The sequence below is a fragment of the Nocardia transvalensis NBRC 15921 genome (assembly GCF_000308875.1).
GTDB lineage: Bacteria > Actinomycetota > Actinomycetes > Mycobacteriales > Mycobacteriaceae > Nocardia > Nocardia transvalensis.
Genome location: NZ_BAGL01000063.1, coordinates 171399 through 192734 on the forward strand (window position 1 = coordinate 171399; position 21336 = coordinate 192734).

Consider the following 21336-nt stretch of genomic DNA (forward strand, 5'->3'; position numbering starts at 1 on the left):
GCCGCCGCCGTGATGGCGATGGTGGCAGGTTCGACCGTTGCGTTCGCCCCGGCGGCGGCCGCCGTGATCTCGCATCCGGACACCGAGAGCGCCGCGGCGCGGACCGCAGTCGCCGAACTGACCGGCGACCACCCGTGGGAGGCGGCGATCCCCGACGATTTCCAGAGCCGGCAGGGCTACCGCCCGGTCGTGGCCGACGGATTGCTGGTGGATCCGCGCGGCGGCTGCTCGTCGCCGATCCCGCTGCCCCTGGACTTCGACAACGCCTGTAAGGCCCACGACCTCGGCTACGACATGCTCCGCTACGCCGAACGGGAGCACCGGCCGCTGGGACCGTGGGCCCGCCAGGCCGTCGACGCCGCGCTGGAGCAGCGCATGTACGCCGCGTGCTCCGCGCACACCGAGCCCCTCGTCCGCACGCGCTGCGAGGTGCTGGCCGGAGTCGCGACGACCGCGGTGGACCTGAACTCCCGCCGCCAGAACTACGCGACGCCGGTTCCGGAGTACGTCTTCGGCACCGAGTTGTCCGGCACCGCGCTGGGACGTCAGGTGGCGGCCCCGGCGGCCGGCGGCGTCGTCGCCCTGATCGCTCTGCTCCTGGGGATCCGGCGGGTACGCCGCCGCGGATTCGCGGGCGCGATGTTCCTGCGCCGGGAGCCTCGCATTGCGTACTGACCGCGGGCGACTCCGGGACGCACTCGCGCCCCCGGTCCACCTCACTCGTGAGCACCGGCCGCTCACGAGGGCCGAGACGTCGGCAGCATCGGCCGACCACGCACCGGACGCCGTCCGGCGCCGTTTCGCGCGGCCCTCCGCCGCGTCCACGAATGTCGTTACAGCACTGAGGATTTCGCATGTCTACAACCCTTGCCGGGGCCGCGCGCCGCCCCGGGCGGATCGTGCTCCACCCGCCGGCGGACGAACCCGCTCCGCGCCGGCCGTTCCGCCTTCCGCTCGCACTGCGCACCCCGCCCCGCATCGGCACCAGTCTCGCCGTGGCGCTGGGCGCCACCGCCTCGCTGTCCCCCGGACTTCTCCCGCGCACCGCCGCGGCCCAGGCGATCCTGACCGGCCTGCTGGTGACGGTGGGACTGGCCGTCTCGGGCACGACGCGAACGATCCTGCGGCGCCGGAGATTCGATATCAATCGCCGCTTCCCGGGCGTCCGCCTGCCGGTCGCGCTGACGGGAGCGGTACTCGTGATCGGCGCGCTCCTCGGCGCGCACGAGTGGCAGAACCGGCTGCGCGCCGCGATGGGCGCGCCCGCCGTCACCGGCGGTCACTGGGCGGCCTGCGCGCTCGCCGCCACGCTGATCGTGGTGCTCCTGACCGGAATCGCGCGGAGCGTGCGATGGCTCGCCACGAAGCTGGGGCGCAGGCGCGGCGCCGGGCTGGCCGTGGTGGCGGCGCTGGCCACGCAGGTGGTGCTGCTGCCGAGCGTGGTGGATCAGCAGCGGTCCGCCTACGCCGCCGCGAACGCCACCCTGGATCCCACCGTCGTGCAACCGATCTCGGCGACCCGCTCGGGCAGCGCCGGCTCGGTGGTGAGCTGGGAGTCGCTCGGCGCGGAGGGACGCAAGTTCGTCGCCGGAACCCCCTCGCGCGCGATTCGGACCTACGTCGGCCTGGAATCGGCTCCCGATCTGGATTCCCGTGTCGCCCTGGCGATCCGCGAGCTGGAACGGTCGGGCGGATTGAACCGATCCCACGTCGTCGTGGTGGTGCCCACCGGGTCCGGGTGGATCGACGCCCGCGCCGCCGAGGGGCTGGACGAGCGGTTCGGCGGCGATGTCGCGCTCGTCGGACTCCAGTATTCGGAGGCGCCGAGCTGGGCTACCTTCGTGTTCGGCCGGGATGCCGCGGAACGGTCCGCCCGCGCCCTGTTCACCGCCGTCGAGGACCGGATCGCCGCGCTGACGCACCGGCCGCGCCTGTACGTCTACGGCCAGAGCCTCGGCGCCACCGCCGGCAGCGCGATCTTCGCCGACGACGCGGATCAGCGGCGGCGCGCCTGCGCCACCCTGTGGGCCGGGCCGCCGGCCGGGCGCGTCCACCACGACGGGGCCACGATCCTCGCCAACGCCTCCGACCCGGTCGTGCAGTGGTCCCCCGAACTGCTGTGGCGCGCACCGGATCCCGCCGGGACGCGGTCCGATGCGCCGCGGCCGCCCTGGCTCCCGGTCCTCGGTTTCGTGCAGACCACGGCCGACCTGCTGTCCGCGCTCGACGCGCCGCCCGGCCACGGGCACCGCTACGGGACCGACCAGGGTACGGCCCTGGGGTCCTGCTGAACTCGCGATCCGAACCCCGGCGATATGCACGGCACATACTATATGTATCGTGCACATCGTCGGCTCGTGGATCGGGACCTGTGCTATACCGGTTCTCGCGGTTCGGCAGCGCGAACAGGTGGAAGGACGGCATGGACAAGCCCACGGACCTGGTCGAGTTCGAGACCATGCTGCTCGGCCGCTACACGCTGAACCCGCGGTACCGGCGGGACGGCACGCGCCTGGAGCGCAGCGCCTATCTCCTGCTCAGCCGCCTGTGCATCGACGGGCCGATGTCGATCGGCCAGCTCAGCGACGCGTTCGGACTCGACGCCTCCACCCTCAACCGCCAGACCGCGGCCCTGCTGCGCGCCGGCCTGGTCGAGCGCATCCCCGATCCGGACGGCGGTATGGCCCGCAAGTTCCGGATCACCGACAAGGGCGAGCACAGCCTCTCCACCGAACGCAAGGCCAACGTCGACGGCCTGGAACGGGTGATGACGGACTGGTCCGCCGCCGACGTAGCCGCCTTCGCCGGCTACCTCCAACGCCTCAACACCGATATCGAGCGCATAGACGGCCGCCCCTGGCCCCGCCCCTGACCACCCACACCCCGTTTTCCGGCACGCTTTTGGCCGGAACCCACTGCCGCGGCAATGGATCCCGGCCAAGAGCATGCCGGGAAATGATGACGGAGCGCGCCGTACACCTCTCGTTTTCCCGGCCTGCGTTTACCTCTCGCTTCCCGGCCTGCGTCTACCTCTCGCTTCCCGGCCTGCGTCTACCTCTCGCTTCCCGGCCTGCGTCTACCTCTCGCTTCCCGGCCTGCGTCTACCTCTCGTTCCCGGCATGCTTTTGGCCGGGATCAGGCGATCGGGCCGCGGGCCTGTTCGTAGGCGGCGCCTACTCGGTAGAGGCGGTCGTCGGCGAGGGCGGGGGCCATGATCTGGAGGCCGACGGGCATGCCGTCGTCCTTGCTCAGGCCCGAGGGGACCGACATGCCGCAGTAGCCGGCCAGGTTGGACGGGAGCGTGCAGAGGTCGGACAGGTACATCGACAGCGGGTCGTCGACCTTCTCGCCCAGCTTCCAGGCGGTGAACGGGCTGGTCGGCGAGACCAGCACGTCGACCTGCTCGTAGGCGCGGTCGAAGTCCTGGGCGATCAGCGTGCGCACCTTCAGCGCCTGGCCGTAGTAGGCGTCGTAGTAGCCCGCGGACAGCGCGTAGGTGCCGATCATGATGCGGCGCTTGACCTCCGGGCCGAATCCGGCCTCGCGGGTCGCGGCCATCACCTGCTCGGCGCTGTGCTGACCGTCGTCGCTCACGCGCAGGCCGTAGCGCATGGCGTCGAAGCGGGCCAGGTTCGACGAGACCTCGCTGGGCAGGATCAGGTAGTACGCGGGCAGCGCGTATTCGAAGTGCGGGCAGGACACCTCGATCACCTCGGCGCCCAGGTCCTTCAGCGCCGCCACGGCCGCGTCGAAGGAGGCGATGACGCCCGACTGGTAACTGTCGGAGTGCAACTCCTTCACCACGCCGACCTTCACGCCGCGCAGATCGCCCTGCGCACCCTGCCGCGCCGCCTCGACCACGGGGGCCACCGGGGCGTTGCGGGAGGTCGAATCCCGGGGGTCGTATCCGGCGATGACCTCGTGCAGCAGCGCGGTGTCCAGGACCGTCCGTCCGCACGGACCGCCCTGGTCCAGCGAGGACGCGCACGCGACCAGGCCGTAGCGCGAGACGGTGCCGTAGGTCGGCTTGGTGCCGACGGTGCCGGTCATCGAGGCCGGCTGCCGGATGGAGCCGCCGGTGTCGGTGCCGATGGACAGCGGCGCCTCGAACGCGGCCAGCGCCGTCGCCGAACCCCCGCCCGAACCACCCGGAATCCGCTGGGTGTCCCAGGGATTCAGGGTCGGGCCGTAGGCCGAGTTCTCCGTCGACGAGCCCATCGCGAACTCGTCCATATTGGTCTTGCCGAGGATCGGGATCCCCGCGTCGCGCAGCTTGGCGGTCACCGTCGCGTCGTACGGCGGGACCCAGCCCTCGAGAATCTTCGACCCGCAGGTGGTCGGCATATCGGTGGTGGTGAAAACGTCCTTGAGCGCCAACGGAACTCCCGCCAGCGGCGAGGCCACCGTGCCCGCGGCGATCGCGCGGTCCACCTCGGCGGCGGTCTCCAGGGCCTGCTCGCCGGCCACGTGCAGGAAGGCGTTGAGTTCGCCGTCCACCTCGGCGATGCGGCGCAGATGCGCCTCGGTGACCTCCACGGAGGACACCTCGCGCGCGTGCACCTTCTCCGCCAGCTCGGCCGCGGACAGCTTGGTCAGGTCGGTCATGCTGCGCCTCCTCGCGAATGAGTGGGGGCCTGCGTGGTTACGCTCCGCTGCCGCCTCCGGCCCTGACCACTCATTCGCCCTCCCCCAAGATCTGCGGAACCATGAACCGCTGCTCCTCGACGGCCGGTGCGCCCGACAGCGCCTGCTCCGGCGTCAGGCAGGGCACCACGGTGTCGGGGCGCGTCACGTTCGTCATCGGATTCGGCGACGCGGTGGCGGGCACATCGGCAGCGACTTCCGAGATGACCTGCACGTGACTCAGGATCGAATCCAGCTGACCGGCATATCGGTCGAGCTCTTCATCGGTCAGGGCGAGCCGGGACAACCGGGCGAGGTGTGCGACCTCGTCGCGGGAGATGGCGGGCACCGCGGGACCCCTTTCGGCAGGTTCGAGCTGATCTCCCCGTACGCGGGTCTGCGCGGGGGGCGGGACGAGACAGCCTAGAAGACAATCTCGCTCATAGAGTCTATGCAAACTCGATCGGCCGCCCTCAGGAGCATCGTCTACAACACCGTGCGCAGGGCAAACAATAGACAGCACAGAAGCAACCCCCGATTGTGGACTCCTTGCAACGATCACGAGTCGACGTCCGGCAGCTCTGGCACCGCGGGCCGGACACGTCTCACAATGAGAAGTGGTCTACGTCACTCCGCGAGCATCGAACCGGCTACCCGAAACCTCAGGGTGTAAGTATTGCCTGACTCGGGTATACGTCCGAAAGTCTCGGTCGCACAGGAAAGGAACGCACGTGTCATTCCTGCTTCGCGTGCAACTCCCGGATCGCCCAGGAAGTCTCGGTTCACTCGCCGTCGCGCTGGGCTCCGTCGGCGCCGACATCCTCTCGTTGGATGTGGTCGAACGCGGCGCCGGCTACGCGATCGACGATCTGGTGGTGGAGGTGCCCTCCGGCGCGCTACCCGACACGTTGATCACGGCGGCCGAATCGCTGGCCGACGTGCGGGTCGATTCGCTGCGCCCGTACTCCGGAATCCTCGACACCCATCGGGAGCTGGAGCTGATCGACCAGGTGGCCGGCGCCCGCGACGACCGATTACAGGTGCTCGTGGACGGCGTGCCACGAGTGCTGCGCGTGGGGTGGAGCACGGTGATCGATACGGGCCCCCAGGGCGCGTACCGGGTCGTCGGCAGCCCGAGCGCCCCGGAGACGCAGGCCGCCTCGGCCCCGTGGATGCCGCTGGAGAAGCCGACCGCGCTCGACCCTGAGGCCGACTGGGTTCCGCAGATCTGGAAAGACATGGACACCAAGCTGGCCGCGGCCCCGCTGGGCAACACCGGCAAGGTCGTCCTGCTCGGCCGCCCGGGCGGGCCCGAGTTCCGCCCCTCCGAGATCGCCCGCCTGGGCTACCTCAGCGGGATCATCGCCACGGTTCTGGGCTGATTCCGGCCAAAAGCGTGCCGGAAAAGCGAGCTAGGGGCATGCCGGAAAGCATGGTCTAGGACACCGATAGTCGCATAACCGTCAGCGGCAGACCCTTCTCCGTTGCCCAATCCCGTTCGGGGACATGGGTGAAGCCGAGGCGTTCGTAGATGCGGCGGGCGTCGCCCATGGTCGGCATGGTGGTCAGGACGACCGCGGGGAGTTCGGCGCGGCGGGCCTCGTCGACGACCGCGTGCACCAGGGCGGTGCCCACGCCCGATCCGCGCGAGCGCTTCGCGACCGCGAGCATCCGGAACTCCAGTTCGTCGGGCCGGGCGATATCGGCGTATTCGGTGCCGGGATGGGCGACGGTGAGCGAGCCGAGCACCTCACCCTCGCGCACCGCCACCAGCACCTCGGCCGCCTCCGCCCGCCGCGCGGTATCGAAAAGCTCTCCGACGTAGGGACTTTCGGCGGAGACATGTCCCTCGCCGACATAGACCTCGATGGTCAGCGCCCCGACCGTCGCGAATTCCTCCGGCCGCGCCGCGCGGATCTCGAACCCCGGCTCGTCCACCGTCACCCTCTTCCACTAGCTCGTTCCCGCTCGCCGCTCATTCGAACGCCGACGGCCCGCCCTCCAGTAATCGCCGGAACCCGTCCTCGTCCAGGATGGGCACGCCCAGCTCCTCGGCCTTGGCGGCCTTGGTTCCGGGCGAATCGCCGATCACCACGTACGCGGTCTTCTTCGACACCGAACCCGCGGCCTTACCGCCGCGGCTCAGGATCGCCTCCTTGGCCTCGTCGCGCGAGAAGGACTGCAGCGAGCCGGTGACGACGATCGACAGGCCCTCGAGGGTGCGCTCGATGGACTCGTCGCGCTCGTCGGCCATGCGGACCCCGGCCGCGCTCCACTTCTCGACGATGGCGCGATGCCAGTCGACGGCGAACCATTCCTTCACCGCGGCGGCGATGGTGGGACCCACGCCGTCCACGGCGGCCAGCTCCTCGACCGTGGACTCCTCGATGCGCCGCATACTGCCCAGTTCGGAGGCCAGCGCGCGGGCGGCGGTCGGGCCCACGTGCCGGATCGACAGCGCGACCAGCACCCGCCACAGGGGCTGTTGTTTCGCCGCGTCGAGATTCTGCAGCAGGCGTTTGCCGTTGGCCGACAGGCTGCCGTTCTTGTTGACGAAAAGCGTTGTGCTGAGCAGCTTCTCCTCGTCGAGGTCGAACAGGTCGCCCTCGTCGGCGATGACGCCCGACTTCAGCAGGTCCACCGCGGCCTCGTAGCCCAGCGCCTCGATGTCGAACGCGCCGCGCCCGGACATGTGGAACACCCGCTCCCGCAACTGGGCCGGGCAGTACCGCTGGTTGGGGCAGCGGATATCGGCGTCGCTCTCCTTCTCGGGCGCGAGTTCGGTGCCGCATTCGGGGCACCGGGTGGGCATGACGAAGGCGCGCTCGGAGCCGTCGCGCACGTCCACCACCGGGCCGAGCACCTCGGGGATGACATCGCCCGCCTTGCGGATGGTGACCGTATCGCCGATCAGCACGCCCTTGCGCCCGACCTCGGCGGCATTGTGCAGCGTGGCCATCGAGACCGTCGACCCCGCGACGGTGACGGGCTGCATCACCGCGAACGGCGTGACCCGGCCGGTGCGCCCGACGTTGACCTGGATGTCGAGCAGCTTGGTGGTGACCTCCTCCGGCGGGTACTTGTAGGCGATGGCCCAGCGCGGGGCGCGCGAGGTGGCCCCGAGCCGGCGCTGCAGCACCACCTCGTCGACCTTGATCACCTGGCCGTCGATCTCGTGCTCGATGTCGTGGCGGTGCTCGCCCCAGTACCGGATGCGCTCGATGATGGCGTCGGCGCCCTGCACCCGGACGGTGTGCGCCGATACCGGCAGCCCCCACGCCGCCAGCGCGCGGTACGCCTCGTACTGCGACGCCGGGGTGAAGCCTTCCATCCGCCCGAAGCCGTGGCAGATCATCCGCAGCCGCCGCCGGGACGTGACCGCCGGATCCTTCTGCCGCAGCGACCCCGCGGCGGTATTGCGCGGATTGGCGTACGGCGCCTTGCCCTCCGCGACGATCGCGGCATTGAGGTTCTCGAAATCCTCCAGGCGGAAGTAGACCTCGCCGCGCACCTCGAGCAGCTTCGGAATCGGGAACTCGGTGTCGGCGGCGAGTTGCACCGGGATGTCGTCGATGGTGCGGGCGTTGAGCGTGACGTCCTCACCGGTGCGGCCGTCGCCGCGGGTGGCCGCGCGGGTCAGCCGCCCGTCCTCGTAGACGAGGTTGAGGGCGACGCCGTCGATCTTCACCTCGCACACGTAGTGGATGTCCGGACCGGTCTCGGCCTCCACGCGGCTGACCCAAACCCGCATCTCGTCCTCGTCGAACACGTTGTCCAGCGAGAGCATGCGCTCGAGGTGGTCGACCGCGGTGAAGTCGGTCGCGAAACCGCCGCCGACCAGCTGCGTCGGCGAATCGGGGGTGCGCAGGTCGGGATGCGCCTCCTCCAGCGCCAGCAGTCGCTGGAACAGCGCGTCGAACTCGCCGTCGGAGATGATCGGCGCATCGCGCACGTAGTAGCGGAACTGGTGCTCGCGCACCTGCTCCGCCAGCTGCTGCCACTCCGTCCGCTCGTCCGCCGTCGCGGCGGCGTCCTCCACATCGGATTCGCTCACGAAACGCAGATTAGCGGAGTACCCCGACATCCCCGCGGCACATTCGGGCACGTCGGGCGTGCCCGCGCGGGATCACGGGGTGGCGGCGGGCACGACGGCGACGCGCTTCTCGTCGGCGTCGGCGAGCAGGAAGTACACGGGTGGCAGGCCGAGCTCCAGCACCGTCAGCACGATCTGAAACCAGTGCGGCGCACCGTGGATCGCCATCGACAGCAGCCGCCCGAATCCGCCCAGCAGGAAGATTCCGGCCAGCCATCGCACCGCGGTCGCGGGGATCGGCGACTGCCGGGCCGCCCACAGCCAGATCAGCCCGTAGCCGAGGAAGAGCGCGCCGTAGAACCGCTCGCGCCCGTCGACGGTCGCGCCCGCGGAGCCCTCCCCCGGCACGGAGTCGATGCCGAGCGCGAAATGGAACACCCCGATCGCGACACACGCCGCGCCCATCGCCACCACCAGCCACTTCAGCGCCCTGACCATCCCGCCCACCTCCGCTAGTCGACATGTGTCTACTACGGACCATAGGATGCTAGTAGACACGCGTCAACTAGAATCTCGGGATGCCCACCCGACGCCGGCTGACCCCGGACCAGCGCCGTGAACAACTGCTGGAGGTCGGCGCCACGCTGTTCGCCGAACTGCCGTACGAGCAGGTGCAGATGGATCAGGTCGCGGCCCGCGCGGGCGTCTCCCGCGCGCTGCTGTACCGGCATTTCCCGGGTAAGCGCGACCTGTTCGCCGCGGTCTACCGCCAAGCCGCCGACCGGCTGCTGGTCGCCTCGGAACTCGATCCGGCCGATCCGTTCCCGACCCAGCTGGCGATGGGCCTCGACGCCCATATCGACTACTTCGCCGCCAACCGCAATACGGTGCTCGCCGCCAACCGCACGCTGGCGGGCGACCCGGTGATCCAGGCGATCATCTCCGAGGAGATGGCGGTGCTGCGCGACCGTCTGCTCGCCTCGGCCGCCCCGCAGGGCGCTCCCCGCCGGCCGCTCCCGTCGGTGCTGCTGAGCTGGCTGGTCTTCGTGCAGGTGATGAGCCTGGAATGGCTGGAGCGGCAGGACTTTTCCCGCGCGGAGCTACGGGACACCTGCATCGGGGCGCTGCTGGGCGCGCTCGGCGAGCCGGATCCCTCGCGTCGACATCCGCCGGACGGCGATAGATGATCGTGGTGATCCGAAAAAGGTTGGAGACCCATGGAACTCGACACAGCGCTCGACTTCGCCCGCACGCACCGCCGATCGGTGCTCACGACGATCCGCCGCAACGGGCGGCCGCAGCTGTCCAATGTGCTGCACCTGGCGGGCGACGACGGCGTGATCCGCATATCGCTGACGGCCGACCGCGCCAAGTACGTCAACCTCCGCCGCGAGCCGTGGGCGGCACTCCACGTGACCAGGGACGACTTCTGGGCCTACGCGGTGATCGAGGGCGATGTGACGATGACGCGGGTCGCCGCCGATCCGCACGACGAGACGGTCGAGGACCTGGTGACCTACTACCGCGACGCCAGCGGCGAACACCCCGACTGGGACGACTACCGCCGCGCCATGGTCGCCGAACGCCGCGTCCTCGCCCGCGTCCAGCCCACCCGCGCCTACGGCATGCTCCCCTGAGGCTCCGCGGGACAACGCCTGGCGGCGAATACCCCAGTCCCCGAACGTCTTCCGTACCGCGTCGATTCGTAGTGGACAGCGCGGCCGGGGTAGTTCAGACGGCGAGCGGAGGCGCGGCGGGCGCTCGGCGCGCGGGTGGTTCGTAGGCGCGCCACGCCTCCGCCAGCCTGCGCGCCGCGGTGCGCAGATCCTCTTCCGAGGCAACGAAACTGATCCGCACGTGGTCGGCACTCCCGCCGCGTGCGTCCAGCCCGATGCCCGGCAGGATCGCGGTGCCGTGCCGCAGCGCCCGCTGCGCGAAGGAGGCGCCGTCACCGCGCGGGAGCCGCACCCACAGGGTCTGCCCGCCGTGCACCGGCGCCACCTCCCACTCGGGCACCCGCGCCGCCAGCTCGGCGACCAGCAGATCGTGACAGTCCTTGCGCTGCCGGACGATTCGCTCGCGCAGCAGGTCGAGATCCGGCAGCAGGTCGGCGGCGGCGAGCTGGGCGGGGATATTGCCGCCGAGATCGTGCACGGCCCGCAGGCGCGCGAGCCGATCGATCACCGCGACCGGCCCGCGCACCCACCCGACCCGCAGCCCGCCCCAGAGGATCTTGCTCAGCGACCCCACGGACAGCACGCCCTCGCCGAAGGCGGCCAGCGGGGGCGGCGGCGGATCGGTTCCCGGGAAGCCGAGATCGGCCAGCACCTCGTCGTCGACGAGCGGGACCCCGTGCGCCGCTGCGGATTCCGCCAGCGACCGCCGCTCGAGAGTGGAAAGCACTGTGCCCGTGGGATTCTGCCAAGTGGCGACGATGTAGGCGAGCGCCGCCGAGCCCACCGGGCCGAGCCCGATCGGCCGTCCCTCGACCACCGCGTCCACCTCGCGGAACACCTCCAGCGCACCGGGATACGTGGGGGCCTCGACCAGAACTCGATCACCCGGCCGCAGCAGCCCGCGCGCGAGGAACGACAGTGCCTGCTGCCCGCCGCCCGTGACCAGGATCTGCGCCGGATCGGTCGGCACGCCGCGGGCGCGATACCGGGCGGCGATCGCCTCGCGCAGTATCGGATGCCCGTTCGGGTGATAGCCGATGTCGCCGTCCATCGCCGCCAGCCGCGGCAGGATGCGCTCGTAGGCGGCCACGACCTCGGGCGGCGGGCGCTGCGGGGCCGCGCAGGCGAGCGCGACGACATCCGCGTCCGGTTCCAGCAGTTGCAGGAAGGCCGGGGAATGCGTGGTCTCCGGCGTGGTGGTCACGGCCGTCCCGGCGACCCGGGTGCCGCTGCCCTGCCGCCGCACCACCCGGCCCTCGACGCTCAGCTGGTCGTAGGCGGCGACCACCGTGCCGCGGCCCACGGCGAGCGCCTTCGCCAGCGCGCGATCCGGCGGCAGGTCCGTGCCGGGCGATAGCTCCCCGTCCTCGATCAGCGTGCGCAACCGCCCGGCCAGCAGCAGATACAGCGGGCCCCGGCCCGCGGACCACCGGCCGAGCCGGTCGGCCACCTCGATTGGTTCCATATGCGAACCAATTGTGTCCGATTGGCTCTAGGTTCGCCACCGCGCCGATCCGACGATGGAGTCATGAGCAAGATTTCCCTCACCGATACCGTCGCCGAGATGACCGAGCCCTGGCAGCCGCGGGATCTGGCGATCGCCAACGACGCCGTGGTCCGCGTCGCCCGCTTCCACGGCGCCTTCCCCTGGCATCACCACGACGAGGACGAGCTGTTCCTGTGCTGGGACGGCAGTTTCCGCCTGGAGATGCGCGACCGCGACCCGATCACCCTGCACCGCGGCGACATCGTCGTCGTCCCGCGCGGGATCGAGCACCGCCCGGTCGCCGACGAACCCGCGCACGGCGTGATGATCGAACGCCCGGAGACGAAGCAGTACGGCAACTGACCGGCGGTCCGCCCCCGCGATCACCACCCGATGCCCCCGCGATCACCACCCGATGCCCCCGCGATCACTTGGCGGGGGCCACCGAATCGGCGATCTCCCAGTCGTTCGGGTGGCCGTGGGCGGAGGGGTCGTAGAGCACCACGAACCAGAACCGCTGCGGCGAGGACAGCGGGAACGGGCCGACGGCCAACTCCTCGGACGTGTAGCGATCGTCGCTCCTGATGCGCACCCAGGTCGGCGTCCCGCCCTGCTGGCCCAGCCACTTCTGGTAGACCGAGCGCGCCGGTTTGGCCGCCATGATCACCGCCATCAGCGGGAGCGCGTCGAGTTCCGCCACCGTCGAAACGAACCGTAAGCCACTGGTCACGAATGCCAATCTATTGGAGTCACGGTCCTTTTTCACCCATGATCGCGAGCGGCCGCCTAGGACTGCGGCTCGGGCAGGGTCTCGCCGGTTTCCAGCAGCGTCTTGAGGTTGGCGAGAATGGACGGCCAGCCCTGGCTGATGCCCGCCAGCACACCGCTGTCCGGCCCGAAGCCGTCGTGAACGACCGTGAGCTTCACCGTCTCGCCCATCGGCTCGATCTCGAAGGTGACCTTCGACCGGGGCTCGGCGCCCCAGGCCGCCACCTCGTCCGAGGGCATGCCCATCTTCTCGGCGAAGGTCGAGTCGAAGGTGTGCCAGGTGTAGGACAGCGTCCGGTACGGGTCGGCCGCCAGCACGACCTGCTCGGGATCCTTGCTGGACCAATCCTGCTGGTGCCAGACCATTTCCGACCCCTTGCGCCAGTCGGTGTCGAAGGTCGCGCCCCAGTAGCGCTTCGTGAACGCGGGGTCGGTCAGCGCCTGCCACAGCTGACGGTCCGTGGTCTTGATGTACGTGGTGTAGACGAATTCGTTGCCCATGGTCGCACTCTCCAATGCGGTCTTGAGGTCGGCGAGCGCGTGCACCCGGCCGCGCTCGTAGCGGTTGATCCATCGGTCGGCGATGGCGTTGATGGGCTCGGCGTTCAGGTAGTGCAGCTTCTCCCGGCCGCGGCGGCGCGTGGTCACCAGATTCGCCGCCGCCAGCACGGCGAGATGCTTGCTCACCGCCTGCCTGGTCATATCCAGCCCCGCGCAGAGTTGGCGCAGCGTCTGCCCGTTGTCCGCGTTCAGGCTGTCCAGGAGCAGGCGCCGACTCGGATCGGCCAGCGCCTTGAACACCTCGTCCACTCGATCACCTCGCATACGCAACCATTTGGTTGCTCTTTCACAATAGGCATCCGTTCGGTTGCATGTCAACACCGGTGTCGCGGCGCGCGCGGCCGGACGGCAGGATGTCACGGGTGCTGCGCAGTTTTCAGGTGACGAACCACAGATCGCTGGCCGGGACGCAGGAACTGCGCCTGGTCGGCAGCCGAGCGGGGGCGCTGCCCGCACCCGTGACCGCCGTGCACGGCACCGCCGCGTCCGGCAAGTCCAGCCTCGTCGACGCGCTGGGCCATATGCGCGACGCGGTCCTGCACTCGGTCACCGGGTGGGACCCCTATGCCGGGCCCGTGCGGGCGCCGCATCTCGGATGTGCCGATCGCCCTTCGGAATTCGTCGCCACCTTCGTGGCCGAGGGAATCCCCTACACCTACGGGTTCCGGCTCGACAACGCCGATGTCACCGCCGAGTGGCTGCACAGCCATCCGCGCAGCCGCAAGCGCGTGGTGTTCGAGCGCGAGGGCGAGAACGTCCGGATCGGGCCGATGTTCGAGCCGGTGCGCTACGGCATCGGCGCGCTGGCGCCGCTGGTGCGCCCGAACGCGTTGCTGCTCAGCCTGACCGGGCAGATGTACGCCGAGGCCCTGGTCCCCGCCTACCGCTGGTTCGCCGCGCAGCTGGATGTGCAACGCGGACAGCAGGATCCGGAGACCATCGCGCATCAGCTCGGCAGTCACATCTCGCGCTCCGCCGACAACGCCGCCCGCCTGCTCACCCTGTTGCGGTCGGCCGATCTGGGCATCGAGGATCTGCTGATCGCCGAGAACGATCCGATGTACGCCGACTACCTGCGCGATCTGGACAGCGATATCGCCGGCGCCGCAACCGAACTCGACGCCTGCGTCGCCTCGCCCGCGCGCGCCGAGCAGTTGCAGCAGACCCACGGGCTCACGCCGGTCGGGCTCGAGCGCGAACTCGGCAACCTGCGCGCGGCCCGCGACACCCTCTACGCGCGCATGGTGGCCCGCCGCGGCGTCGGCCTCGGCCTGGTGCACGAGGGCATCGACGCCGCCTTCGACATCGCCGACGAGTCCACCGCGACCCTGGCCCTGCTGCGCCTGCTGCCGCCCGTGCTGGACGCGCTCGACACCGGCCGGGTGCTGGCCGTCGACGATATCGACACCCATCTCACCGGCGACGCGGCCGACCGCCTGATCCAGCTGTTCCAGAATCCGGAGACCAACGCCCGGGGCGCGCAGCTGATCTTCACCACGCGCAACCGCACGCTGGTGGACCGGGGCAACGGCCGCTCCCAGTCGCGCCGCACCACCGTCTGGACGCTGCGCCGCACCCCCGAGGGGGCCAGCGAACTCGCCGCGCACTGAGCCGGTCCGGGAGTACAACCGGCTGGCGGGCGTGCTGAAACCCGCGTCCAGGGGCGCACAGGTGGCGGGCATGGCGGAATGCCCGCATCCGGGGGACGCATAGCATGGTGGGCATGCTGGAGATCGCGTTCCTCGTGACCGCCGTCGTCGTGCTGGTCGCGCTGGTCATCACCTACCGCCGCGGCCGCGGGGCGGGGGCCGGGCCGAGCTGGAACCGCGCGGAGCCCGAGTCCGGCACGCTGTACGTGACCGGCGTGAGCCCGCGTCCCGCCGCCCAGGGCAACCAGTACGTGACCATCACGGGCACCATCACAGGTCCCTCGGTCGGGGGCGAGACGGTCTACGGGCGCTTCGCCTGGGACGTCAACCAGTGGCCCTCCCCCGGCGACCAGATCCCCGTCGCCTACCCGCCCGGCAAGCCCCAGAACTGGCAACTCGGCCACCCGGGCGCCCGGCCCTACTTCGGGGGCTGAGACTGCGGGTCGACGTCGATCGACTCCGGTTCGTCGGTGAAGACGCGGGCCGTCTCGGTGGCCAGCTCCAGGGCTCGGCGGGCCCAGTCCTGCGAGGCGCCCGCCAGGCCGCAGGCCGGGGTGACGATGACGCGCTCGGCGAGCAGACGGCGCGAGAAGCCCAGCCGGTCCATCAGCCGGACCGCGGGCTCGGCGATATCGCGCCAGGTCACGCGTCCGGCCGGGGCCACGGTCGGCACCAGCCCGAGCGCCAGATGCTTTCCGCTGTCGAGCAATTCGCCGATACCGTCGAGATCGCGCTTGCCGATGGCGGCGATATCGAATCCGACCGCGGCCGCCGCACTGCCGCGCAGCAGCCCGAGCGCGGGCGATTCGGCGCAGGTGTGCACCAGGACCGGCTGCTCCAGCGCGGCCACGACGGTATCGAGCACCGCGAGCGCCTCGGGCCCGGGCAGCGCCCGCACCGTGTGCAGCACGCTGGCCCCGCGGATCGACCCGTCGAGAACCGAGGTGAGCGACGGTTCGTCCAGCTGCACCACGACTTTCGCGCCGAGCCGCTTGCCGACCTCCGCGGCGTGCTGGGACAGCCCCTCGGCCAGCGATTCCGAAAGATCGCGCAGCGCACCGCGATCGGTGAGCATCCGATGCCCACCGGCCAGCTCGACCTGCGCGGCCAGCGTGAGCGGGCCCGCGGCCTGCACCTTCACCGTGCGCCCGGTCCCCGCGAGACCCGCTGTCTCCCAAGCCTCTTCGAGCGCGTCCAGGTCGACGCGGATCAGGTCGAAGGCCCGCCGGGACACCGCACCGGGGCCGGGCGCCACCCGGTAACCGCGCGGGGTGATCTCGAACAGCATGTCCACCAGCAGCGCCGAGGCACGGCCGATCATATCCGAACCCGTTGCGCGCCCGGGCAATTCGACCAGGTGAGGCAGGTCCGGCAGCTCGCCGACGATGGTCGCGGCCGCCTCGCGCGCATTCGTTCCGGGCCATGATCCGACCCCGGTGGCGATCCCGCCGCGCAACACCGCATTCTCACTCGACGTCATCGTGCACCATCCCTTTCCCTCGACCTTGCTCGGCCGCGCGCTCGCCCGTACCCCAGGCGGCGCCTGGCCCACTTCCGGACGGATGTCCGACCACCGCGACGGCCCGCGGCGCCGGCGCGCTGTACTCGCCGGGAGCAGGACTTCGACGGTGAAGGGCACGATTCGCGGTGACGGCGGCAGGGTCGGCACCGACCCGCGCCTCACGACGTCCGGGTACCCGCTCCGGCCGGGCATACCCCGTACCGGTCAAAACGGACATCGTATACCGACCAGAGTGCCCCAGGGATCGGCCGGGCGGCAAGCTCACCGGGCGGTATCCGGCACCGACCCCGCGGTCTCCGCGACCCGGGCCCGCCCGGTGCCGCTGATGGTGCCGCTGCCGAGCACCTCGTCCCCCGCCCCGTCCGGGCGGTACAGCACCACGGCCTGGCCGCGGGCGACGCCGGTCAGCGGCTCGCGCAGCCGCACCTCGAGCCCGCCGTCGACCGCCTCGGCGATCGCGGGCGCGGTGCCGCCGTGCGCGCGCACCTGGGCGACGCACTCGATCGGCCCGTCCGGCGCGACGCCGGAGGTCCAGATCGGCCGGTCCGCGCGCACGGTCCAGACCTCCAGTTCCTCGGCGCCGCCGACGCGGACGGTGCCGGAGTCGGGATCGATGTCGGTGACGTAGCGCGGCCGCCCGTCCGGCGCGGGCCCGGGCAGGCCGAGTCCCTTGCGCTGGCCGATCGTGAATCCGTGGACGCCCTCGTGCTCGCCGAGGCGCTGCCCGTCGGAGTCGACGATGGCGCCGGGCCGGATGCCGATCTTGGCGCCCAGGAAGGCGCGGGTGTCGCCGGAGGGGATGAAGCAGATGTCGTGCGAGTCGGGCTTGGACGCCACGGCCAGGCCGCGCTCGGCGGCCTCGGCGCGGATCTGCGGCTTCGGGGTGTCGCCCACCGGGAACATGGCCCGGGTGAGCTGGTCGGCGGTCAGCACGGCCAGCACGTAGGACTGGTCCTTCTCGGCGTCGACGGCGCGGCGCAGCACGCCGTCCTCGAGCCGCGCGTAGTGGCCGGTCACGACGGCGTCGAAGCCGAGCGCCACCGCCCGGTCCGCGAGTGCGGAGAACTTGATCTTCTCGTTGCAGCGCAGGCACGGATTCGGCGTCTCGCCGGCCGCGTAGGCGGCGACGAAATCGTCGATGACGTCCTCCTTGAAGCGGTCGGCGAAATCCCAGACGTAGAACGGGATTCCGAGCACGTCGGCGGCGCGCCGGGCATCGCCGGCGTCCTCCTTGGAGCAACAGCCGCGCGCGCCGGTACGCAGTGTCCCGGGCGTCGCCGACAGCGCCAGATGCACCCCGACCACCTCGTGGCCGGCGTCGACCGCGCGCGCCGCGGCCACGGCCGAATCCACGCCGCCGCTCATCGCCGCGAGCACTCTCATCCCGTACCTCCTTTCGCACCGGCCAGCCCGGCCGCCTTGGCCCGCTCCACTACCGGCGGCAGCACTTCCAGCAATCTGTCGATGTCGTATCGGGTCGTGGTGTGCCCCAGCGAGAATCGCAGCGAGCCCCGCGCCTGCCGGGGCTCGACGCCCATCGCCAGCAGTACGTGGCTGGGCGCGGCGACCCCGGCATTGCAGGCCGATCCCGTGGAACATTCGATCCCGGCCGCGTCCAGCAGCATGAGCAGCGAATCGCCTTCGCAGCCGGGGAAGGTGAAGTGGGCGTTGCCGGGCAGCCGCCGCTCGCCGACGGGCCCGTTGAGGATCGCGTCCGGAATCCGTTCGCGCACACCGGCGATCAGCTCGTCGCGCAGGCGAGTCAGTTCGGCTGTGCGCGTGGGCAATCCGCGGACGGTCTCGCGCAGCGCGGCCGCCAGGCCCAGCGCCGCGGGCACATCCGAGGTACCCGAGCGCAGGTCGCGTTCGTGGCCGCCGCCGTGGATCAGCGGCACGCAGGGCACCTGCCGCCCCAGCAGCAGCACGCCGATCCCGTGCGGCCCGCCGAGCTTGTGACCGGCCAGGCTCGCCGCGGACAGCCCGCTCGCGCCGAAGTCGATCGGCAGCTGCGCGGCGGCCTGCACCGCGTCGCTGTGCATCGGGACGTCGAATTCCTGTGCGACGGCGGCGAGTTCGCCGATCGGCTCGATGGTGCCGACCTCGTTGTTGGCCCACATGACGGTGACCAGCGCGGTCTCGGCGGCATGCTCGGACAGGGCGGCGCGCAGCGTGCGCGGCGACACCGTGCCCGTGCCGTCGACCTCGAGCAGCGTCACCCGCGCGCCCTCGTGCTCCTCCAGCCACTCGACCGCGTCGAGCACCGCGTGATGCTCGACCGCGCCGACCAGGATGCGGGTCCGCGCCGGATCGGCCTCACGGCGCGCCCGGTAGATCCCCTTGACGGCGAGATTGTCGCTCTCGGTCCCGCCGGAGGTGAAGATGACCTCCGACGGCCGCGCGCCCAGATCGGCGGCGATCGACTCGCGCGCCTCCTCCAGTCGCCGGCGGGCAGTACGCCCCGACCCGTGCAGTGACGACGCGTTGGCGGCCCCCGTCAGCGCAGCCGTCATCGCCTCGACGGCGACCGGGAACATGGATGTCGTGGCCGCATGATCGAGGTAGACCGTCTGGGGCACCGAACCGACCGCACCCGGAATAGCCAACTTCATGACCGATAAAGCCTATCCCACCGCTGACCTGCACATCTTGGGGGTATCCACCTGCCCCTCCGCGACATTCCTACGAATTACCCGGCACCCACAACCCCGCGGCCGCCCTCGGATATTCCCGGAGCCGGGTCGAGCAGTCCGTTCGAGTGCCCGGTGACGGCGTGCGGCCGGCCGAGAAAGCGCCGTCCGACGACGTGGCCGAGTTGCTCGTCGGTCCTCGAGTCGATCCAGGCCGAGGCGATGCGATAGCCGGTGTCGAAGAGTTCTCCGGCCGTCTGCGCGGGGGTCTTCAGAGCGGCGCCGTACGGCCGGTGGGCGAAAATCGTCGCCTCGCGGAGGACCGGGTCGTGGAACGGCCGTGGCCGGCTCCGGATGGCGGGCAAGGCCGGATGCAGCAGCGGGAAGACGAGCCCGCCTCTGCTGTCGTAGGGCTGCGGCCCGTACAGGTCCAGGACCAGGGCGGGGTGCGGAGCGAAGATCTCGCGGGGTACTCGGTGGTGACAGCCGCCGTCGAAGACGTTCTCGAGCCCGGGCGCCGCGGGCAAGGCCCCCGGTATCCGGGTCGCGGCGACGAGAGCATCGACCACGGGCAGATCGGACAGACCCAGCACGGGTAGGTCGCGGGGCAGTACCAGCGTTCCGTGTTCGGCGGAGTAGACGGGTACGACCAGCGATGTCGCGGACCGGTGCGGGTGCCGGCCCGGTTCCGGATCGAGGACGAAGTCGGCGAAGGTGCGGTCACCGACGACGGCGTGAGCGAGTTCGCGGATCCGGGTCCGGGGGTAGAGAGCGCGTCGGGTGAGCAGCGATCGGAAGCTCCTGCTGCCCAGCACCGCCGCTTCGGGAAATTCGAGTGCGATCCTCCGCGCCGCCGCACGAGTCATACCCACCGCGACGACCGCGGCGGCGATCGCGCCCCCGCTCACACCCGCGACGATCGGTTGCGGCGGAGCGACCGGCTCCCCGATGGCTCGATCGCGCCGTTCCGTCAGGGCGTCCACCGCCCCGATCGTCATCCCCGCCATGACACCGAGACTGCGTCCGGCCACCCCGGCGAGTATCCGGACCACGGGCCGGTGTTCAGCCGAAAACTGTTCGTGCACTGTCATTGTCCTTCCGCCCCGCGTCAGCGTTCGCCGGCGGCCGCGAGAGCGGTGCGCAGCCCTCGTCGGACCCCGGTGATCGGGCCGGCCGGCACATTCCGGAATTTCCGTTCCGATCTGGTTTCCCGGGCGTCGTCCGGAGTGCCGCGCAGCAGCCGGTCGGGCAGCGCGAGTGTGCACACCGTGCGGGCGGCCTGCCAGAACTGCGCCGGTAGCGAGCCGGTGGTGTAGGGGAGGTCGTAGGCGTCGCACAGGCCGCGGACCCGCTCGGCGATCTCCGGATATCGGTTGCTGGGCAGATCCGGAAACAGATGGTGCTCGATTTGGTAGCAGAGATTGCCGCTCATGAAGGCCAGCACGGGTCCCGCGGTGAAGTTCGCGGACCCCAGCACCTGCCGCAGATACCACTCACCTCGGGTTTCGTTCCGCAGTTGCTCGACGGTGAATTTCTCGGCGCCGTCGGGGAAATGCCCGCACATGATCACCAGATAGGACCACAGATTCCGCAGCAGCAGCGACGCCGCATTCGACGCGACCGTATGCCGGAAACCCCGGCGGCCACTCAGCATCGGAAACAGCAGCAGATCCTTCCCCAGCTGGCGACCGATCTTGCGCGCGAACTCGATATTCGGCTTCGACCGCAACGAGCGGCGCGACACACCGGTGTGGCGTCGCTCGAGCGCCCAGTCGTGCACGGCGATGGCCCATTCGAATCCGGCCGCGACGACCACACTCGCCACGGGCTGCATCAGATGAATCGGCCGCCACGGCTCGTCGCGGGTCATTCGCATCACCACGAAACCGAGATCCGCGTCCATCCCGTAGACGTTGGTGTAGGTGTGGTGCACGTGGTTGTGCGCGCGCCGCCAGTGGGCCGACGGGCCGACGAAATCCCACTCCCAGCTCGTGGAATGGATCTCCGGATCGTTCATCCAATCCCACTGACCGTGGCCGATGTTGTGGCCGAGCTCCATCATTTCGATGATCTTGGCCGCCGCCAGCAGCGCCGTCCCGGCCAGTCGCGGCGCCCGGTACCGTCCGGCGAGCAACAGCCCTCGCGCCGCCGCCTCGAGACCGCGATGGAGCGTGATCGCTCGCCGGATATAGTCCGCGTCGCGCTGTCCGAGCGACTGCTCGATATCTCGCCGGATACCGTCGAGCTCGGCGCCGAAGGTCGCCACGTCGTTTTCGGTGAGATGGGCGAATTCCTTGATATCCGTGATAGCCACACAATTCCTATGCACTGGTCGGAACATTCGTCGACCTGAAGACCACTGTGTCCCGGCGCGGGGATCGACGCATCGAA

The 21336-nt window shown here is 70.6% G+C and carries 22 protein-coding genes; 9 read left to right on the plus strand and 13 right to left on the minus strand.

The window, feature by feature from the left end; all coding sequences use genetic code 11:
- Positions 1-18: 18 nt before the first annotated feature.
- From ON41_RS22705 to ON41_RS22715, 3 genes are all read left to right on the plus strand, one after another.
- Positions 19-675: a phospholipase A2 family protein gene (locus tag ON41_RS22705; RefSeq protein ID WP_157185587.1), complete on the plus strand. Its 657-nt coding sequence runs from the start codon at positions 19-21 to the stop codon at positions 673-675.
- A gap of 179 nt (positions 676-854) precedes the next feature.
- Positions 855-2291: an alpha/beta-hydrolase family protein gene (locus ON41_RS22710; RefSeq protein WP_083905549.1), complete on the plus strand. Its 1437-nt coding sequence runs from the start codon at positions 855-857 to the stop codon at positions 2289-2291.
- Between the two features lie 131 nt (positions 2292-2422).
- Positions 2423-2872, plus strand: coding sequence for a MarR family winged helix-turn-helix transcriptional regulator (locus ON41_RS22715; RefSeq protein WP_040749821.1), 450 nt, complete (start codon positions 2423-2425; stop codon positions 2870-2872).
- Positions 2873-3135: 263 nt separating this feature from the next.
- Here ON41_RS22715 and gatA read toward each other — a convergent pair whose 3' ends face one another.
- Positions 3136-4605 (minus strand): Asp-tRNA(Asn)/Glu-tRNA(Gln) amidotransferase subunit GatA, encoded by a 1470-nt coding sequence (gene gatA, locus ON41_RS22720; protein WP_040749717.1) that lies wholly within the window; start codon positions 4603-4605, stop codon positions 3136-3138.
- A gap of 70 nt (positions 4606-4675) precedes the next feature.
- Positions 4676-4972 carry an Asp-tRNA(Asn)/Glu-tRNA(Gln) amidotransferase subunit GatC gene (gatC, locus tag ON41_RS22725; protein WP_040749718.1) on the minus strand — a complete coding sequence of 99 codons (297 nt, stop codon included), beginning with the start codon at positions 4970-4972 and terminating at the stop codon, positions 4676-4678.
- 382 nt (positions 4973-5354) lie between these two features.
- Here gatC and ON41_RS22730 point away from each other — a divergent pair, with 382 nt between their 5' ends.
- Positions 5355-6005, plus strand: coding sequence for an ACT domain-containing protein (locus tag ON41_RS22730; RefSeq protein ID WP_040749719.1), 651 nt, complete (start codon positions 5355-5357; stop codon positions 6003-6005).
- A gap of 55 nt (positions 6006-6060) precedes the next feature.
- Here the strand turns inward: ON41_RS22730 and ON41_RS22735 are convergent, their stop codons facing one another.
- Genes ON41_RS22735 through ON41_RS22745 form a run of 3 tightly spaced genes read right to left on the minus strand, consistent with a single transcriptional unit; the run spans position 6061 to position 9154 of the window.
- Positions 6061-6567 (minus strand): GNAT family N-acetyltransferase, encoded by a 507-nt coding sequence (locus ON41_RS22735; RefSeq protein ID WP_246829584.1) that lies wholly within the window; start codon positions 6565-6567, stop codon positions 6061-6063.
- A 31-nt stretch (positions 6568-6598) separates the two neighbouring features.
- Entirely contained in the window at positions 6599-8707 is a 2109-nt protein-coding gene (gene ligA, locus ON41_RS22740) for an NAD-dependent DNA ligase LigA (protein WP_083905550.1), read from the minus strand.
- A gap of 42 nt (positions 8708-8749) precedes the next feature.
- Positions 8750-9154, minus strand: coding sequence for a DUF4345 domain-containing protein (locus ON41_RS22745; protein WP_040749720.1), 405 nt, complete (start codon positions 9152-9154; stop codon positions 8750-8752).
- Between the two features lie 80 nt (positions 9155-9234).
- Between ON41_RS22745 and ON41_RS22750 the strand changes: the two genes are divergently transcribed.
- Positions 9235-9843 carry a TetR/AcrR family transcriptional regulator gene (locus ON41_RS22750; protein ID WP_040749721.1) on the plus strand — a complete coding sequence of 203 codons (609 nt, stop codon included), beginning with the start codon at positions 9235-9237 and terminating at the stop codon, positions 9841-9843.
- A 30-nt stretch (positions 9844-9873) separates the two neighbouring features.
- Complete coding sequence (locus tag ON41_RS22755) at positions 9874-10293, plus strand: PPOX class F420-dependent oxidoreductase (protein WP_040749722.1); 420 nt, start codon at positions 9874-9876, stop codon at positions 10291-10293.
- 94 nt (positions 10294-10387) lie between these two features.
- Here ON41_RS22755 and ON41_RS22760 read toward each other — a convergent pair whose 3' ends face one another.
- Positions 10388-11797, minus strand: a complete 1410-nt coding sequence (locus ON41_RS22760) for an aminotransferase-like domain-containing protein (RefSeq protein ID WP_040749723.1) — start codon at positions 11795-11797, stop codon at positions 10388-10390.
- A gap of 63 nt (positions 11798-11860) precedes the next feature.
- Between ON41_RS22760 and ON41_RS22765 the strand changes: the two genes are divergently transcribed.
- Positions 11861-12181: a cupin domain-containing protein gene (locus ON41_RS22765; RefSeq protein WP_040749724.1), complete on the plus strand. Its 321-nt coding sequence runs from the start codon at positions 11861-11863 to the stop codon at positions 12179-12181.
- A 64-nt stretch (positions 12182-12245) separates the two neighbouring features.
- Here ON41_RS22765 and ON41_RS22770 read toward each other — a convergent pair whose 3' ends face one another.
- A complete protein-coding gene (locus ON41_RS22770; protein ID WP_157185588.1) occupies positions 12246-12548 on the minus strand; it encodes a hypothetical protein in 303 nt (100 codons plus the stop codon).
- A 56-nt stretch (positions 12549-12604) separates the two neighbouring features.
- On the minus strand, positions 12605-13396 hold the full coding sequence (locus tag ON41_RS22775) for an ArsR/SmtB family transcription factor (RefSeq protein ID WP_040749726.1): 792 nt from the start codon (positions 13394-13396) through the stop codon (positions 12605-12607).
- Between the two features lie 62 nt (positions 13397-13458).
- Here ON41_RS22775 and ON41_RS22780 point away from each other — a divergent pair, with 62 nt between their 5' ends.
- Entirely contained in the window at positions 13459-14757 is a 1299-nt protein-coding gene (locus ON41_RS22780; protein WP_246460850.1) for an AAA family ATPase, read from the plus strand.
- Between the two features lie 113 nt (positions 14758-14870).
- A complete protein-coding gene (locus ON41_RS22785) occupies positions 14871-15230 on the plus strand; it encodes a hypothetical protein (RefSeq protein WP_040749825.1) in 360 nt (119 codons plus the stop codon).
- Here the strand turns inward: ON41_RS22785 and ON41_RS22790 are convergent.
- The 5 genes from ON41_RS22790 to ON41_RS22810 form a co-directional block, all read right to left on the minus strand.
- Positions 15215-16276 (minus strand): methionine synthase, encoded by a 1062-nt coding sequence (locus ON41_RS22790; protein WP_040749727.1) that lies wholly within the window; start codon positions 16274-16276, stop codon positions 15215-15217. The genes ON41_RS22785 and ON41_RS22790 overlap by 16 nt on opposite strands.
- A 303-nt stretch (positions 16277-16579) precedes the next feature.
- Entirely contained in the window at positions 16580-17701 is a 1122-nt protein-coding gene (mnmA, locus tag ON41_RS22795; RefSeq protein ID WP_040749728.1) for a tRNA 2-thiouridine(34) synthase MnmA, read from the minus strand.
- Positions 17698-18927: a cysteine desulfurase family protein gene (locus ON41_RS22800; protein ID WP_051162199.1), complete on the minus strand. Its 1230-nt coding sequence runs from the start codon at positions 18925-18927 to the stop codon at positions 17698-17700. Before ON41_RS22800 ends, mnmA begins: the two co-directional genes overlap by 4 nt.
- A 77-nt stretch (positions 18928-19004) precedes the next feature.
- The gene (locus ON41_RS22805) at positions 19005-19976 is read right to left on the minus strand and encodes a patatin-like phospholipase family protein (RefSeq protein WP_157185589.1); all 972 of its coding nucleotides are present in this window, start codon (positions 19974-19976) and stop codon (positions 19005-19007) included.
- A gap of 77 nt (positions 19977-20053) precedes the next feature.
- The gene (locus ON41_RS22810; protein ID WP_040749730.1) at positions 20054-21259 is read right to left on the minus strand and encodes a fatty acid desaturase family protein; all 1206 of its coding nucleotides are present in this window, start codon (positions 21257-21259) and stop codon (positions 20054-20056) included.
- Between the last annotated feature and the right edge of the window lie 77 nt (positions 21260-21336).